Annotated in this window: 14 protein-coding genes and 1 tRNA gene; 4 read left to right on the top strand and 11 right to left on the bottom strand. The window is 40.4% G+C overall.

Annotated features, from left to right (window positions below):
• The first annotated feature begins 4 nt into the window (after window positions 1–4).
• From SFU91_09285 to SFU91_09275, 3 genes are all read left to right on the top strand, one after another.
• Entirely contained in the window at window positions 5–1,951 is a 1,947-nt protein-coding gene (locus SFU91_09285) for an ATP-binding protein (protein ID MDX2129213.1), read from the top strand.
• 130 nt (window positions 1,952–2,081) lie between these two features.
• Window positions 2,082–3,974 carry a molecular chaperone DnaK gene (gene dnaK / locus SFU91_09280; protein MDX2129212.1) on the top strand — a complete coding sequence of 631 codons (1,893 nt, stop codon included), beginning with the start codon at window positions 2,082–2,084 and terminating at the stop codon, window positions 3,972–3,974.
• A gap of 83 nt (window positions 3,975–4,057) precedes the next feature.
• Window positions 4,058–4,771 carry a response regulator gene (locus SFU91_09275; GenBank protein ID MDX2129211.1) on the top strand — a complete coding sequence of 238 codons (714 nt, stop codon included), beginning with the start codon at window positions 4,058–4,060 and terminating at the stop codon, window positions 4,769–4,771.
• A gap of 8 nt (window positions 4,772–4,779) precedes the next feature.
• Here the strand turns inward: SFU91_09275 and SFU91_09270 are convergent, their stop codons facing one another.
• The 8 genes from SFU91_09270 to SFU91_09235 all read right to left on the bottom strand — a co-directional run bounded on the left by SFU91_09270 (window position 4,780) and on the right by SFU91_09235 (window position 11,966).
• Window positions 4,780–5,562: a hypothetical protein gene (locus tag SFU91_09270; GenBank protein MDX2129210.1), complete on the bottom strand. Its 783-nt coding sequence runs from the start codon at window positions 5,560–5,562 to the stop codon at window positions 4,780–4,782.
• A 64-nt stretch (window positions 5,563–5,626) separates the two neighbouring features.
• Complete coding sequence (locus SFU91_09265) at window positions 5,627–7,246, bottom strand: DUF92 domain-containing protein (GenBank protein MDX2129209.1); 1,620 nt, start codon at window positions 7,244–7,246, stop codon at window positions 5,627–5,629.
• Window positions 7,247–7,281: 35 nt separating this feature from the next.
• Complete coding sequence (gene nadD / locus SFU91_09260; GenBank protein MDX2129208.1) at window positions 7,282–7,896, bottom strand: nicotinate (nicotinamide) nucleotide adenylyltransferase; 615 nt, start codon at window positions 7,894–7,896, stop codon at window positions 7,282–7,284.
• A gap of 13 nt (window positions 7,897–7,909) precedes the next feature.
• Window positions 7,910–8,845, bottom strand: coding sequence for an outer membrane protein assembly factor BamD (gene bamD, locus SFU91_09255; GenBank protein MDX2129207.1), 936 nt, complete (start codon window positions 8,843–8,845; stop codon window positions 7,910–7,912).
• 45 nt (window positions 8,846–8,890) lie between these two features.
• Window positions 8,891–9,628: a hypothetical protein gene (locus SFU91_09250; GenBank protein ID MDX2129206.1), complete on the bottom strand. Its 738-nt coding sequence runs from the start codon at window positions 9,626–9,628 to the stop codon at window positions 8,891–8,893.
• Between the two features lie 33 nt (window positions 9,629–9,661).
• Window positions 9,662–9,738, bottom strand: a tRNA-Val gene (locus tag SFU91_09245).
• A gap of 65 nt (window positions 9,739–9,803) precedes the next feature.
• Entirely contained in the window at window positions 9,804–11,192 is a 1,389-nt protein-coding gene (locus SFU91_09240; protein MDX2129205.1) for a sodium:solute symporter family protein, read from the bottom strand.
• An 18-nt stretch (window positions 11,193–11,210) separates the two neighbouring features.
• Window positions 11,211–11,966 (bottom strand): DUF169 domain-containing protein, encoded by a 756-nt coding sequence (locus tag SFU91_09235; protein MDX2129204.1) that lies wholly within the window; start codon window positions 11,964–11,966, stop codon window positions 11,211–11,213.
• A gap of 320 nt (window positions 11,967–12,286) precedes the next feature.
• On the opposite strand from SFU91_09235, the gene SFU91_09230 reads away from it, so the two are divergent.
• Complete coding sequence (locus SFU91_09230) at window positions 12,287–12,616, top strand: ATP-dependent Clp protease adaptor ClpS (GenBank protein MDX2129203.1); 330 nt, start codon at window positions 12,287–12,289, stop codon at window positions 12,614–12,616.
• Here the strand turns inward: SFU91_09230 and recO are convergent.
• From recO to chlG, 3 genes are all read right to left on the bottom strand, one after another.
• Window positions 12,613–13,413: a DNA repair protein RecO gene (recO, locus tag SFU91_09225; GenBank protein MDX2129202.1), complete on the bottom strand. Its 801-nt coding sequence runs from the start codon at window positions 13,411–13,413 to the stop codon at window positions 12,613–12,615. The genes SFU91_09230 and recO overlap by 4 nt on opposite strands.
• Window positions 13,414–13,471: 58 nt before the next feature.
• Window positions 13,472–15,883: a DUF3536 domain-containing protein gene (locus tag SFU91_09220; protein MDX2129201.1), complete on the bottom strand. Its 2,412-nt coding sequence runs from the start codon at window positions 15,881–15,883 to the stop codon at window positions 13,472–13,474.
• A 70-nt stretch (window positions 15,884–15,953) separates the two neighbouring features.
• Window positions 15,954–16,958 (bottom strand): chlorophyll synthase ChlG, encoded by a 1,005-nt coding sequence (chlG, locus tag SFU91_09215; GenBank protein ID MDX2129200.1) that lies wholly within the window; start codon window positions 16,956–16,958, stop codon window positions 15,954–15,956.
• Between the last annotated feature and the right edge of the window lie 17 nt (window positions 16,959–16,975).

The following is a 16,975-nucleotide window of genomic DNA, read 5'->3' as shown; positions in this document are numbered from 1 at the left end:
AATAATGCCAAGACAATTTTTTGATGATGAACATAACCTTATCAAAGCGCTCCAAACGCTAAAGACTATTCCAATTCGTTTTTCTCTCCCCCTGATAAACTTTGCGTTCGTTTGCCTTATTGCCCTTATCATTTTTTTTCTTGATGATTTTTTTCTGACTCATTTCATTTATACCGCCTCGCTGATTCTTATCCTTGCTGTCGCGTCAAGCGCATTAATGTTTGTGATTATCGATCGATTAAAGAATCTTCAAACGCGGGTAATTGAAATGAATTCGAGAATCAATGCGGTTCAGGAGGAAATCAGCAACGAAGAAACTTATAGTTATGAGCAGCTTTCCGAAGCGATTCGTGCACGAACTGAGGAGTTACTTTTCACCGAGCTTCAATACCGAAGCCTTTTTGATTCAACGGCAGAAATAATTCTCATTTGTGACGATGCCTTTCAACCGAAGGAAATGAACAGAACCGGCGAAATCTTTTTCGATGTCAGCCGCGATAATCTACAAGGGTTTGATTTCTTTCAATCCCTTCAACCTAATGATCGAGAGCGTGTTCTACAAGCAGTGGAAGAAACAAGAAGTGGCAGCATTTCAAAAACTGAAATCAAGCTTTACAATTCAAAAAATGTTCTCTCCATCTTTTTAGCCGAGTTCTCCCCATTGGTTTATGCTAATGCTGCTTTCAGCGGGTTCAAGGTACTGATGCAAAACATCACTTATGAAAAAGAAGAACAACTTGCCCGCGAGGCCATTATCCGCACAACGTCTATCGTCGAAAATGCTACAAATTTCACGGATGCCGCACAAGAATTGGTTCGACAATTTGGGGAAATCTTTTCGCCTTCCATCATCTTTATTTACTCGTTTAATAAAGCTGAGGAGCGCCTTACCCTTACGAATACCCGTGATTTTGATAACCCAAACCTCCTTCAAAAAGTAAGTACTTATCAAACCAAACCTGAAGAAATCGGAATTGCAGTTAAAACAGCTCTTGAGCAAAAAGAAATTATTGTTGAAAATGTTCAAAGTCAGCCCTCACTTCACTATTTGGTAAAACCATTAAAGGAACTGAACGCGCAAAGCCTCTACAGCCTTCCGCTGGTTGCTTCAAAAGAACTGTTAGGCGTGCTTCAGGTTCTTACCATTCAAGGAAAAAAAATTACAAGTTCAGAAATGAGACTCGCGCGCGTCATTTCAAGTGTATTCAGCGAAAATCTTTTTAAACGAAATTTGATGAAAGCACTTGCTGTGGCTAATAAAACGCTTGCTCAGAAAAATGCCGATCTTGAAAACTTTGTTTACTCTGTCTCTCATGATTTACGAGCACCGCTGATTTCCATTCAAGGCTTTTCTTCTCAAATTCAGGAAATGAATTATGAGCAAATGAATTATGACAGCCGTTATTGTTTGGAACGCATTCGCTATAACGCCAAAAATATGGAGGATATGGTTGTCGAGTTACTCGAGCTCTCTCGCGTCTCTCATGAAAATGTTCGTTATGATATTGTGGATACTTATAAGATGGTTCAATCCATTGCAGAAAATTATTGGGGAGAGTATTCATCGAAGAAAACAATTATTGATATTGCAACTGATCTCCCGCAGGTTCGATATCCTCGCCGCCGAATTGAACAAGTACTTACGAATCTCATAGGAAACGCCGTTCGCTACACCTCAAATTCTGAAACTCCTCATATCATCGTCGGCGTTATTGAAGCTGATTTTCATTGGGAGTTTTATGTCAAGGATAATGGGATAGGCATCAATCCCGACGATCACGAACGCGTATTCAAAATTTTTGAACGATTAAATCCTAATGGGCAAGGAAGTGGCGTTGGTCTTGCCATCGTCAAAAAAATCATTGAGCAGTATGGTGGAAAAATCTGGATTATTTCAGATTTGGGTGAGGGAACTGAAATGCACTTTACTGTCCCAAAACACAATGAATAATTCTTCTAAATCCAGAAAACTACGACTCACATGTCTTACTTGCTTATTAAGCAAACTTGTTTTCTCGAAACGATATAAGGCACGTAACCCGTCGGCTTCGTGTTAGGTTAATAATTCAAACTTTATTTTTATGCCAAGCATACCAATTGATATTCGTACCGGAAGTATTAAACGAGAAAGAATAATCGGAATTGATCTCGGAACCACGAATAGCCTTGTTGCTTATATGCACGGAGATTCACCGGCAATTATCTCCAATAAATACACCAAAGAACGCATTGTCCCTTCATTGGTTTACTTCGATGACGATTTTAAACCAATCGTTGGCTCAGCTGTAAGAGAGTTCCAAAGTGACAGTCACGAACGTTGTATTTATTCGGTTAAACGTTTGATGGGAAGAGCTTACTCAGATATTCAACCTGAACTTACCGGTTTGGGATATAAAGTCGTGGGAGAAGGTGAGAGACTTGCAAAAATCGAAATTTCGAATGGTAAAGAAGTTCGTGCCTTTACGCCAATTGAAATTTCATCTTTTATCCTTCGTGAATTAAAGCGCTGGGCTGATGATTATTTTGAAGAGCCCGTCTTAAAAGCTGTAATTACTGTTCCCGCCTACTTTAATGATGCGCAAAGACAAGCGACGAAAGATGCCGGTCGATTAGCCGGGCTCGATGTGCTTCGAATTGTCAATGAACCAACGGCAGCAGCTTTGGCTTATGGGCTCGATAAATCAAAAGCGGGAACAGTTGCCGTTTATGATCTTGGTGGTGGAACATTTGATATTTCAATTTTAAAATTAGAAGATGGAATTTTTGAAGTGCTTTCGACTAATGGCGATACACATTTGGGAGGCGATGATATTGATAATGCTCTTTTGAGCGTGGTTTCCAACGAAATCTTTCAACGGTTTTCTTTTGACCTTACAACAAATATCCAAATTCGTGAGCGATTGAAAAGAGCATGCGAAACCGCCAAACGCGAACTCACGCAAGATGAAGAAACTGTAATTCGACTGGATGTATGCGGGCAGTGGTTCGAACGTACTATAAGCCGAAATGAATTTGAATCCATCATCGCTCCCGTTATCGAAAAAACAAAATCGCCCTGTCTAAAAGCTCTGAAAGATTCCGGGTTAACCTCACAAGAAATTGATTCTATTGTACTTGTAGGCGGTTCGACGCGTACCCCATTTGTGAAAAAATTCGTTTCATCAATATTTGGAGGAAAAGTCCCCTTCGATAAGCTCAACCCTGATGAAGTTGTTGCTTTAGGAGCAGCTGTCCAAGCGGGCGTTCTTTCGGGTGATACAGACGATGTTTTACTCTTAGATGTTACCCCACTTTCGCTCGGCATTGAAACCGTCGGTGGTGTATTTGTTCCAATTATCCCAAGAAATACAAAGGTTCCCATTAAAGTCGCTCAAGAATTCACGACCTCTGTTGATAACCAAACCGGCATTGATGTTCATGTGCTTCAAGGAGAGCGAGAGCTTGTAAAGGATAATCGCAGCCTTGCCAGATTTACCTTAAAACCGATTCCTCCATTACCAGCCGGCATGCCCCGAATCCTTGTTATGTTTGGGCTCGATGCCAACGGTATTTTAACAGTCACGGCAAAGGATGAACGAACCAATCAAACGCAAAGCATCGAAGTGAAACCCACTTACGGGCTTACCGATGAGGAAGTTGAAGAAATGTTGCTTGCCGGCTTCATGAATGCAAAGACTGATGTCGAAGAGCGCCTGCTCATTGAATCTCGGGTTGAGGCGGAATCGATGATTGCCGCCATCGAAAAATCAATTTCATCAAACCTTTCACTCTTCAATACCTTACCTGAAAATGAACAGTCCGAAATTCGCCAAGCAATCTCAAACTTAAAAAGTGCACTACAAAGTGCTGACCGAAATTTAATCACCGACCAAACTGAAAAAACCAATCAACTGACCACAAATTTTGCTGGATTAGTTATGAACGCCGCCGTTAGCAAAGCACTTGAAAAACGTAATGTCAATGAAGTGATTTAAGTCGTTATTAGTATATTTTGCATTTAATCGATTAACTCGTCTATTTGATTTGCTTTTTTCTTTAACACTTCAATTTTGAACACGTGATATTTGAAGACACTTTTTCCCTTTCGAATATTGGCGCAAAGGTTTTGATTGTTGATGATGATGTCAATTCGTTACGTATCGTATCGGAAATTTTAAAGCGGCATCGCTGCGACGTGGTCACGGCTGTTTCAATAGAACTTGCCGAATTAGAAATCGAAAAGTCAACCTTCCCTATCGTCATTTGTGATTGGAATCTACCACATAAAAGCGGCATCGATTTTTGTAAAACACTTCGTGCCAACCCCAATTTTCTTGCTACCTATTTTATCATGATTACCGGACAGGAAGGAATCGCAAGTCGCACGCATGCGTTTAATGCAGGTGTGGATGATTACCTTGAAAAACCAATTAATATGAATGAATTGGCTTTAAGAGTGTGGGTGGGTTCAAGAATTTATCGATTAAAAGAAAAGCAACAGGAGTATGAACGGCTGAAGATACTTACTCAAACGGCTGTCACTTTCGCACACGAAATTAATAATCCACTCTCGGTAATTTCAGGATATTTGGAGCTTTTGGCCAATAGATTAGATATAGAGTCAATTGAGGGTGCTGAGTTACAAAAAGCACTTCGAATGATTCAAAACAGCCGCACCCAAGTTGGGCGAATTAAGGATGTTGTAAATCGCTTGGTTGAATTAAAGTCGATTAAAACAAAAGAGTATTCCGAGGATCAAAAAATCATTGACTTACTCCAAGAAAATTCATAGACCTCATTCTAAAACAAACCTACATACTCCAAACGAATGCTTCGATTAATGGCACCAATGTTTTTGTAGTTATCAAGCACATTCGAAAAATTTACTTCGATTGTAATTCCACTTCCGGCAAACCATCGAACGCCCAAATCTAAAAAGCCTCTTCCGTTTCCAAAAGAAGGCGTTGTGTCATCATTGAGACCTGCATCGAATTGCCCGTATATCGAAATTTCTTGACCAATTGTTTTTTCAACCCCAAAAAAGAAATTAGGGCTCGCATCATCTTCTCTTTCTAATGCACTATAACTCACACCACCGTGAAAAGTGATAAACCCAAGCATTTCAAAATTTTTGGATGCGACGGCAAAAAGTCCGGGCGCTTTCCGTTCATACCGATTTCCTATCCAATTTCCTCTTCCTTGAGATTCGAATCCTAATGTTATTGCAGGAAATGCGATTTCTTCATCCAACAATCGATATCGTGCCATTACGCCGGGGTACTTATTCCCCTTTGGATTTCCTGAACCAATGAGATTTGTAGCACCATACGAAATTCCAAAAGTGAATCGATTTGAAAGGCCGACACTTGCAAGTAAAATGGTTCCTCCTTCGCTATGCGCCCAACCTTCAATTGCGTAAGTTCCTCTCTTTAAAACTCCGGCTGTAGGCATGTTGTAAAGATATCGTGCCTCTGTTGTTGCGCTACTGCCGGCAGATGTTTGTGCATAAAGCGAACTTGATTCTGTGAAAATTAGTGAAGCAATGAGTAACGCAGAGAGCAATAAAATTCCGTTTTTTTTCATATCAATCTTCATAAAACCATTTGGGTAAATATCAATTAAAGTTCAGTTTGTAAATAAAGTCAAATTAAATTAAGGAATAGATGATAACAGATATTCCTGCACCGGATATTGCACAAATTAAATTCACCAAATCATTGTCAGCCCAAAGGTATCCTTTAATGAGTCGGTTTTCAATGGGTGTCCCATCCTCTTTACGCGAATGTGTTCGCTCAGTTTCCTTTTGGCGAATTTCATCGAAATACATTGCTTGAACTGTTGCACCTAAGAAGCTATCAATCAAGCTTCCAATTAACCCCGCCAAACCGATACATCCAATCGCCTCGAGCAACCCGCTTGATGAACCATCCCCAAAGAGACTCCGGATTTCACTGCTTGCAATCAACCACCCGCTTAACGCAATCACTGCGGCACCCAGAAACGCACTGGATGTACCTGTGACCGTAATACCTCCGGAAGTTCCGGGTGCCACTGGCTTAAAAGAAATAATTGAAACAGGCTTAGGGTTCCGCAACATCGTCCCAATTTCAGTTGCCCACGTATCGGCTTGAACCGCGGCAAGGGTGCCCAAAAACGCGACGAAAAGAATTGGTTCTGGAGTAAAAGAATACCAAATCATTATTAACCAAGCAATCCCTCCATTCGCATACACCTGACCAGCATCTCGCTGTGACCCTTTTTCAAAGATTAAATCAAATTTCTTTTTTCTAGCCTTCCCAACTTTGGAAAGAATTGAAGAAAGTAAAAAGAATGCTAAAACAGGTACGGTCCACTTTACGCCTCCCATACAAAAAATATTTGCACCGAAAAGAAAGGTGGCGGTTCCCCCGCTCGCATTAAGGAATTTCAGCCATACAGAAAGTCTAACAAAGAGAAAAGAAATACAAGTTGCCAAAATAATATTTCGAATCATTTCAGCACCTTGAATATCAAAAATCACCATTGGATAAGCCACGGAAAGAGGGACAAAAAGATTATCGATTCCTCCGGAAAGAAGTGCTTCTGTGGCTGTAGCAATCAAGGCAAGGGAAATTGAAAGCACGAAAAGTGTTTTGTCGTCAATCGAAAGAAGGGCAAGTGATTCCTGCTTAAAAAATTTCAGCGAGAGATAAATGATTACAAGGCTAAGCCCAAACATCATTAATGAACCTTCTATTGTTTTGGGTTTTGATTCACGCCCTGCCAAATTGTAGAAATGAGGCTTCTTCACACTTTCTCCAAAAAGTGACGCCCCAGCATCTCCAATGGCCAATACCAACATTGAAACCTGAATTACCCAAGTGTGTGAACCCCAAAACAGTACAACTAAAATCAAAAAAGCGAAAGGATAATAAACCGTGCCATAGTTATGCTCAATCTTGTTCTGATTTGTTAGTTCACCTCTTTCAGAGCCGTGAATGGATTCAAACCAACCGAATCGAACGGCAATGAGATTAATGGGAATAAATATTAAGGGAATCAAGGCAGGATAAAATCCGGTATGAAAAAAATTTGGCGCAATAAAAATTAAAACGCCTGTCAGAATGTGAATCACTTTCCGCGTATGCGCTGCGCTCATAATATTTTTTCGCTTCAAAAACTCTGTGATAAGAAGTTGAGAGAAAATGATCGCAAGCGCACTTAAAAATATGGGGAAGTCTTTGGGATGCGGCTCAAGGGACGAAAAAATAGAATCGGTGAAATTCATAAATGATTACCGCGAAATTGGTTTAATGGGGCCTGCTACCCCATCACATTGTACAAGCAGTGTTTACGCAAATATTGAAGTACCTCCGGCAAAAGTCCTTCATCGACAGACTCACCTGTCGCTAAGTTCTTTCTGATTTCCGAAGATGAAAAATCCGAATTGAAGTCTATAACCGTAACTTTCCTCTCCAAGTCTTCTGGTGCAATAAGAAATGAATCATTTATTGGCTGCCCGTTTTGACTTGGCCTTTTGAACACAGCAAGCGAAGCATAAGTAAGAATTTTTTCATAGTTCTTCCATTTCGAAAATAAATTGAAGTTATCTTCGCCAATACAGAGTGTTAATTGGGCAGTAGGGTTTTGCCCGTGAATATAACGAATGGTATCGATGGTAAAGGAGGGAGCGGGTCTCGATAATTCCCAATCAAACACTTCAAAAACCTCTCCTGTTTTATTCAATTCACGAGCCATTAACTTGGTCATCTCAACACGATGATAAGTTTCTGCACTTGAATCTGTCTTGAATGGGTTTTGGGAAACGCTTAAAAGGATTTGATCGGGAGAAAACAATTCTCGAATTAAAAGTGCCATTGCAAAATGACCCAAATGTGGTGGGTCAAAGGAGCCGCCAAACAAAGCAATGTGCATCATGAAATTCTTAAGATCAATATTGAAGTGCTGATTGCGTTCCACTCAATTCGCTCTCAACGGTTCTCTTGACCGACTCAACTACATTTTTTTTCGCTGGAAATCGATCTTCATACTTTTCAATTTCAGCCATTGCATCTTGCCACCGCTTACGAATTCTTAGCATATCAATTTTCCCCAAAAGAGCTTCTTCGTAAAGTTCGCTATCCGAAAAACTCGTCATCACTTCGTCAAAATAAAGTGTGGCTGAGCGAAAGGCGCGAAGATTCACATATTGCTTGGCAGTTTCTAATGTTTTGCGGGCAAGCTTGGCTCTGCAAATTTGAATTCTTTCTTCTGCTAATCGAAGGGTGTCTAATTGCCCATATTGAGCCTGCAACCTTGAAATTAAATCATTATACCGCGTTTTTCGTGTGCTATCGTCAGTTGCTACTAAGAGTGTTTTGAGGTTGTCGATTTCCTCGGCAATTTTAGCGGAGTCTGGGGGTGGATAGGTTTCGAGAAAAGCTTGATATTGAGAGATTGCGCGCCGAGTGTACTCTTGGTCAAGAGCATAAGTAGGAGAAAGTGAATAATAACAACTAGCGATTCCAAAGAAAGCTTGCTTACCATAGGGCGAGCCGGGTACATTTCGCAGCAATGTTTGATAAGCATCGGAAGAAAGTAAAAACTGACGGTTTTGATAATAGCTTAACCCTAAATAAAACTGAACATCATCCTCATACTCAGTCGCACGAGAAGTATAAGTCAGTTTCTGAAGCTCTAAATTCGCGTCTGAATAAGCCCCGTATTCGTAAAGCCTTTTGGCATAGGCAAATAAATCGGGCAAGGTGTTCGTTGCCGGTCCTTCTACCGATTTGCAGGAAGAAACAATAGAAAGGATAAATAGGCTAATTAAAAAAAAACTGACTGCTTTCTGGAAACAGAATAAATTTTTGTTGGATGCTTTCATGAATCTTATTAGACTTCGAATTAACTCGAAGCAATGCGCAAATGGTTAATTGGTTCGAACTGAAAAAAATAAATATACAATGATTCCAACCGCTGAGGAAACGGTTAAGGGGATAAGAATTTCTCCCCAAAAATTGCTCTTATGTTGCATTGCTTCATCTTCAGCGAATTCGTTTTTTAACCACTCCGCATTTTCTTGGTGCGCGTATGCAGTATAAATAAAGTGATCTACACCGGATTTTAGGATTTCATGATTCAGACTAATCTCAAACGAATACGCCACTGCAATTTGAACTTTCCACCTTTCATTTTCGTCGCTTCGCTCAATAGATTTTACTGAAAAGCGCGGATTAATTTGAATAAGAGCGGTTTCATTATTCAAATGAGTTCTTAAAGAGAAAAGGCGATTTGAACTTACAAATTCTTTCAAGGCTGATGTGAAATCCTCTTGAAATGTTTTTCTTCTTCCTATTGAATTAGCAATCGCAGCATTTGAAATCATCACCGGAGTTGGGCGAAAAGTTTTTTGACTATCACTCCTTAATTCCATTTGCTTATTACTTGCATCCCTTATTCCAATTTCCAAGCCTTTATAAAGCCTCATTGATAAATCTAAAAAAATGATGTTTCTCTCTGCGTAAAAAAGTGCCTCATCTTCTGACATTTTCTCAGTTGTTCTGCATGCATCAAGAAAAGGAATACCAAGCAAAAGCAATGAGAAAATAAACGATTTTGAATGGCGTATCTTTCGGTGAGTCAAGGTATTGTCTTTGGTTATCGACATTGGAAATCATTGCGAAGGGTTCTTGTGAGTTGTTGGTGGGCAATAGAGGAGTCGAACCTCTGACCTCATGCGTGTGAAGCATGCGCTCTAACCAACTGAGCTAATTGCCCTTAAATAAAGAGCATCAAAAATACGCCCAAGCTCTTTCATTCACAAGAATTAAGAAAAAAATCTCTTAGCGTTTATATCGTCTAAGGGATGTCGATCCATTCTTTTCCAGCCAACCAATTAATAAGTAACTCACCACTGCTCCTAAAAGTGAAATCAAATAAGGATAGCTCCATCCAAGAGAACTTGATCCAACAAGCCAGAGAAGCGTTCCAACAATGAGTGAAGTGATTGCCGCTCTTTCGGAACCAAAGGCTGAGAAAAGACCAAACACAGTGATTGTAAAAATTCCCGCGCTTGAAAAACCCGAAGTGCTCTCCGCCAATTCATAGACACTTCCTCCTGTTAGTGCAAGTAAATAAGCGATAACTCCAGATAAAATCACAAGCATTCTAGTCCAACGAAGCTTCAGCTCCTCGCTTTTGTGTGGAAAAACTCTTAAGACCAAATTGTGCGAGAGAATTGCACCTGAAGCCAACAGTGCACTATCGACTGTTGAAAGAATTGCCGAGACAAGCGCACCCGTAAAAAGAATAAATAACAAAGGGCTTAATACGCTTTTCGCTACCGTTGAAAGGACTTGTTCAGGTTCCGTTCCTTCTGGAACTAAAGAAAAACCAATCAAACCAATAATCGCAGGAATAAGTCCAACAAGAAAATAAACTCCCGAGGCAATGAGTGCTGAATTTTTCGCAACACGAGGGCTTTTAGCTGCTAATGTTCGAGCAACAAGTTCTTGAACCACCATTGAGCCAACAAGTGGAATGGCTAAAGCTTCAAGCAAATCCATTGTAGAATGCTTTTCAGAAACAAGAAGAAATTTTTCCGGATGAATTTGAGAGAATCCTGATTGTAATTGAGAATTCATAACAAGAGCAACAAAAATAATTATTAGCCCAAGAATTAACATCCCGCCTTGAATAATATCCGTCACAGCATCTGCCATTAACCCACCTGAAACGGTGTAGATTATCACCACTATCGCGGCAAACGAAATAGCAATATCAACACTAAAATTCGAAACAAATGCAATTACTTGTCCAAATGCTCGTATTTGTGCCGCAGCCCAAAGCATTGACGTTGGCGCCATTAAAAGGGCCGCAAGCCTCTCGGTATTTTCTGAAAATCGAATACGGAAAAGATCGACGAGGGTAGTTAGTTGTTTTTTCCAAAGTGGAACAGCAAAGACTAATCCCATAAAAAAAATGCAAAGGCCATAGCCAATCGGGTCTGCTAAGCCGCCGAATATTCCTTCTTGAAATATTCGACCGGATGACCCGATGCAAGTTTCTGCGCCAAACCAAGTTGCAAAAATTGAAAAAATGGAAAGCCCGTATCCGAATTTTCGGCCTGCCAAGAGATAATCATCTTCTGTTGAAATACTTCTTGAAGCCCAAAACCCAATTACGATTTGTAATGCCACATAAGTAACGATGCCGAACAGAATCCAATTCAAGTTGAAAATCCGTGATTTTTATTTTAATGAAACCGTTCGTGGAAGCTCATGATAAAGCGAGTGTTTATACATCGTTGAATTTCGGCAAATCCGCTCCAAGTTTGATACAGCAATGACCATATCTTGATAAGGGAAGGCTAAAAGGACTTCATGCTCGCCGATACTCATACCCGTATTTCCGCCCAAATCGCCAAGCGTGAATGTGGGTCGCTCTGTATGCATCACATACGATGTGACCATTTCGCATGTTGAAGTTCCGCCAATGCCGTATATCACCTGCCCAGAATCAAATCCGTATGCTCTTAAAATGTGTTGACCTTGCCCGGGACTGCAAATGACTAAAACGATATCAGGGATAAACAGGTCATCGATTGCTTCTAAAGAAGAAATCACTTGCGCTTCAAATTCATTATCCTCAAACGGAAGTGTTGAATCCATCGCCTTCTTTAAAGCGGGTAAATTTCCAAAAACCAATTTTTCACCAACCATAAATTTCGCTGCAGCTTCAATGGGAACCGGGGAACCAAAGCCGGCGGCAACGGCTCCTCCTCCACAGATATGATGTTTTTTGACGGTGTAAAATGGCCCTGCTCCGGAAAATGCGTCGCCCCACATCGCGCATAACATAGATTTTGCAGAGCCTTGCGCGTCTTTGCCAAACTCCGGTATATCAGAAGGCAATTCATCGGCTTTTCGAATAAACTTAATCCCAACCGGCTTTCTCTGAATCCCCTCAATCAGCGCCAATGCTGCGGCCATTTCACTTGGTTTCATACTTCTTTCATTTTATAAGTTGAAAATCATAAAACAAAAATCTGAAAAATTTACTCATTGATTTAAAGAATATTCACTTGTTCTTAATTTGTTAACTTGAGGAAGATATAATCGCCCTCGTAAATCTGAATCATAAAAAATTTTTTATTCAAAATTATTAAGGCATTGCTTCCCATCAAGTTAAGAAGACCGTAAACTTTTCAACCGTAATTTTCGTTTGAATTTTTACATTACCCTTTCTGTAAAACTTTCCATTCAGTAACTTTTTTTCATTAACGGCGAAGTTCGTCTTTTTACAAATTTTCACATTCCACTTTGGCATGATATTCTTCTCTTCATTCTCAAATTCCGTACAAGAACCCTCTCGCTTTGGCGATGTTTTGGAAAAAGAATCGAATGTTGATACCCTTTTCGACGACCCATATATGGTTGTGTTGTATAACGATAACTTCCATACCTTCGATGAAGTTATCAATCAAATCATCAAAGCCGTTCGTTGCAGCCGAAGTAAGGCAGAAGCACACACTTGGGAAGTTCACAATAAAGGTCGCTCTGTGGTGTATGATGGCGAATTGGAAGAATGTTTAAGGGTCAGCGGCGTTTTGGAAGAAATACACTTAAAGACTGAGATCCAGACTGTTGCCGGCTAAATGAAATCGCTCATTTGCCCAAAGACATCTTTTGATCGAAGAGGTGGTAAGTCTTGCAGGTGAGTTCTATAATATTGATCTAACATTCGAGCTATTTCGGCGGCCGTTGTTGGTTGAATAATTATGGATTCAAGCGAATCGAATTTTTCTTTTGAGAGTATATCAAAGAGTTTGAAGGCCTGAACAGAAATCTCCATTGCGTTTAAACCATTGGCTTTCGCTTCATCTTTTAAGGCGATTCCGCCTAAACCTGTAATCATTACGAGTTTCGGAAGTTTATAGCTTTTAATTCCAGCTTCTAAAATCTCCTTTAAGTCAAGCCCTGAAATAACGCTTTTTGAAAAATCCGGCTTAAAACCTAATTCAGAAATAAACTTGATTTGAAACAGAAAAAAGAAATTTTGATAATTTTTTTTTGCCTGTGCAATCGCCCGTAAAAAATCTTTTAGAAGTAAGAATATTTTGATTTGAGGGTCGCTTTCCGTGATGGAAAGTCGAACAATTTCTAATACCTGCATCACATACTTCAGACGCTCGAGACTTAGGCTGATTTCTGGAAAGGACTCGCGAACTGTGGCATCGGATATAAGTTGAAGATCGCGTGTTGTTTTACGGTAAAGAATCGCATCAATAGAATAGGAGGGTTCAAATACAGAACTCATTTTAGCACCGGGCTTGCGAACGCCTTTAGCAATTGCTGAAAGAATCCCAAACTGTTTGGTGTAAAGCGTAACAATTTTTGATTCATCGCGGTAATCCAAAGAACGCAGCACGATCGCTTCGCATTTTTGAATCATCGTATATCTTTGCCTTTGAGTGGATAACCAAGCAAACCCATCAATCTTGCTTTATACATTATACTTCCACCTTCAAATAATTTGAAATGCCTTGGAAAAATCGAATCCACTGCTTTGCTGTAGAATCACCTTGCATTGCTGCCACTCTCTTTGAACCGTAATTTTTAATCGATATGGCAAAGAGCGTGTTTTGGGCATGCCAAAGATCGAGCTTTAGATAAAGTTTATCAATCGCCTCCAAGCGCTTATCCAATTTCTTTAGAAGGTCAAGGTCATCGGGGTTCTTATAAAAACGGTCAATCAAATCATTGACGACTTTGACTGAGACATAAGAAAGGGTTTCGTGATCAAGTTCGAGTGAGAGTTCTCTCAATTCCTCCATTAATTCACTCACCTTTTCAGGGTCTGGCATTTCGCTTTCGATGAGTTCCCTTAGGTCGTGATTGAGAGTAAACTCTGCTGCTGTTTTAAGTGCTTTTGGAAGCGGGGTGTGCGTATCACGCATGACAGAAATCAGTGAGTGCTGCGTTTCATAAGTCTTTCGCATTGCTGTTTCAATTTCAGTTAGTGCCCCTTGCAAAACATGCTTGAATATCTTTCTGTTTTCGTCAGCAAAAACATGATGAAATGAATATTCAGCTGAACCAAAATACTTTGAAATTAAATGGATGGTTTGTTTTTGATCTCCCTTTTCAAAAGCGACTTTAATCTCTCTTTTTGCTTCTTCAAAAACTTCATCGGTCATCTCTTCGCTGATTCCCCCCGAGAGGTCGTGACCACCCAAATGACTTACAGCGTAGAAAGTGGTGTGGCTTTCGAAAGATATCTTCGAGAAAATCGACACTTTTCCAAAAACCAATTTCCACTCTTTATTTTGCACAACTTCATGTTGCAATTGCTCGGTACTGAATGAATAGATATCTGCCTTCTTTGGGAAAGATTCGAATAATGAAGATACCGCATAATGTGCAGCAACTCTTTTTGTATCTACAGAAGCCGGTTTGACATACCACTCATAAACTCGTCCGCCATTCTTAATCCCCGCGACATTGCTTCTAGCTTGTTTAAGAATTCGCAGATATTCTTCCTCATAATCTTCTCCCGCAACCTCCTTTGCCAGCTGCATAGCGCGCGCCGCATATTGAATTACCTGCACGGTTTCAATTCCGGATATTTCATCGAAAAACCAACCGCAACTTGTGTACATTAAGAGGGCGTTACGCTCCATTTCCAAAAGCTGCAACACTTTTATTCGTTCGGCATCAGTTAGTGGGCGCAATTGATGTTTTTCAAAAAAATGATTTAAGGACTGCTGACTCCGATCTAAAATCACAGCAATGAAATCCAGTTTCGCCTGCCATTCATCTTTGAAGTACTTTATGATTTCCTTTTCATAAAGCGGCTCAAGATGAAGTCGAAGCCAATCTTGCGCACCTCGAAGTGGTTCACGCCAAGATTGCGAAGCAGCCGTTCCGGTATTACACCCGCAATTAGACCGCCATCGCTCAATGCCGTGAAAACAGCTCCACGATGTTCGTTCAATAATCATGACTTCATAAGCGGGGGGGTAAATTTCAAGAAACTCACCATAAACTGTAATCTTCGCTAGATCATTTGATTCGATATAATAAAGGCAATACCCGAGTGCCATATCACCGTGCTTATGATGATGCCCGTAAGTTTCTCCATCGGTAGCAATATGAACTAGCTGTGTATCTCCACTTCCGGTGTAAGCACTGAGCAACCTTCGCGCCAAATTTTCGCCGTTGTTCAGAAGCCCATCAAAAGCAACCGCACGGGAAATAGGACCATCATAAAAGAAAAGTGAAATGCTTTTCCCATTAGGTAAGTTGCAGATGTAAGGAATTTTTGGATCAATTCTTTCACCTGAAACATCAGTCCATTTTTCATCGCCAATTTTTCGAATTCGCTGAGCCTGCCTTGGCGAAAGAATGGTATATTTCACCCCGTGCTCAGCAAGCAGTTCTAAAGTCTCGATATCAACCGCTGTTTCGGCTAACCACATTCCTTCTGATTTTCGCTTAAAGCGAGATTCAAAGTCTCTCAAACCCCATACAATTTGGATTTCTTTATCCTTTCTTGTCGCAAGCGGCATAATCAAGTGATTATAGACTTGTGCAATTGCAGAACCGTGCCCACCGAAATTTTTTAAGCTTTCTTTGTCTGCTTCTAAAATCGCTGCATAAGTTTCTGGGGTTCGCCTTTCCATCCAAGAAAGAAGGGTAGGGCCAAAATTGAAACTGATTTTCGAGTAGTTGTTTACAATCTCGATGATTTTATCACGATCTAAAATTCGTGATGCGCCGTTGGGGGCATAACATTCAGCCGTGATTCGTTCATTCCAATCACGATAAGGATAAGCAGATTCTTGCGCTTCAATCTCTTCGAGCCACGGGTTCTCGCGCGGCGGTTGATAAAAGTGGCCGTGAATACATAAATACTTTTTCATCTTCGTGATCAGAATTAATCGGCCTAAAAACTGAACCGATTGATATTTTAAGAACTGATGCCTTTATAAATCAAGGTCTGATACCAAACGCCGAGATCATCATGACCAACACATAAAGAAGGGTTCCAAAAGAATTATACCAAATCGCCTTTTCCTTTGGATTGCGAATTAAAATTTGCTGCATTGGTTGTTGAATCAAAAGAAAGAGTGAGGCGAAAATCGCACTGATGTAAGCTCCTTTGTACGCCAAAAGGACGATGGCAAAGGTTTGAGCCATATTCATGACGGCACATGCTAATAGCGAAGCCCTTTTTGGCCCTAATTGAACCGGTATTGAACGAACATTTTGAATTGAATCTCCAACAATTGACTTGAAATCATTGAGCGTCATTATTCCGTGCGCGCCTAAAGAGAAAGTTATGGCCAATGCAATGGTTTCACCGCTTGGCACACCTTGAGAAAGTGAGAATGATCCAGTAAGCCAAGCAACACCTTCATACGCAAATCCTACCACAAGATTTCCAAACCATCCATTCTTTTTCGCTCTAAGGGGTGGGCCGGAGTAAATATGAGACATCAGAACGCCAATAAAAGAGACCACTAAAACAAAAGGGTGAATCCAATATGCAAGAAAGAAACCAATGATGATCAAAGAGAATGTGATACTCCAACTTGCCGTTTTTGAAATCTCGCCGGAAGGAATTGGCCGTGTAGGTTCATTAATTGCATCGACCTCTCGGTCAAAGTAATCGTTCATTGTTTGAGACATCGCGCACATTAAAGGACCGGCGAGCACCAGACCTGCAAGCACGATGTGCCAAGAATCTAAAAGACTAACACCCGTAGAGATTGCGCCACATAAAAATGCCCACATTGGTGGAAACCAAGTCACCGGTTTCATGAGTCTCAAAATCGCTGAGGGTTTAATATAAAAGCCTGATTGGTTTACTGTTACAAGCGCTTTTAATACCCGTTGCTTTTCGCTTTCGCTTATGCCAGCCTCATGAAATTTTGTTCCCAAAATTTTCTCAGTTTCGGGTGAAAGACCGGTTTTATGTACCGATGAATTATCCATATCACTTCATCACTTCA

It is taken from the genome of Chloroherpetonaceae bacterium (assembly GCA_033763895.1).
In the GTDB taxonomy this organism is placed as follows: domain Bacteria; phylum Bacteroidota; class Chlorobiia; order Chlorobiales; family Thermochlorobacteraceae; genus JANRJQ01.
The sequence above is the reverse complement of the archived record's forward strand: the minus strand, read 5'-3'. Positions and strand labels throughout refer to the sequence as shown.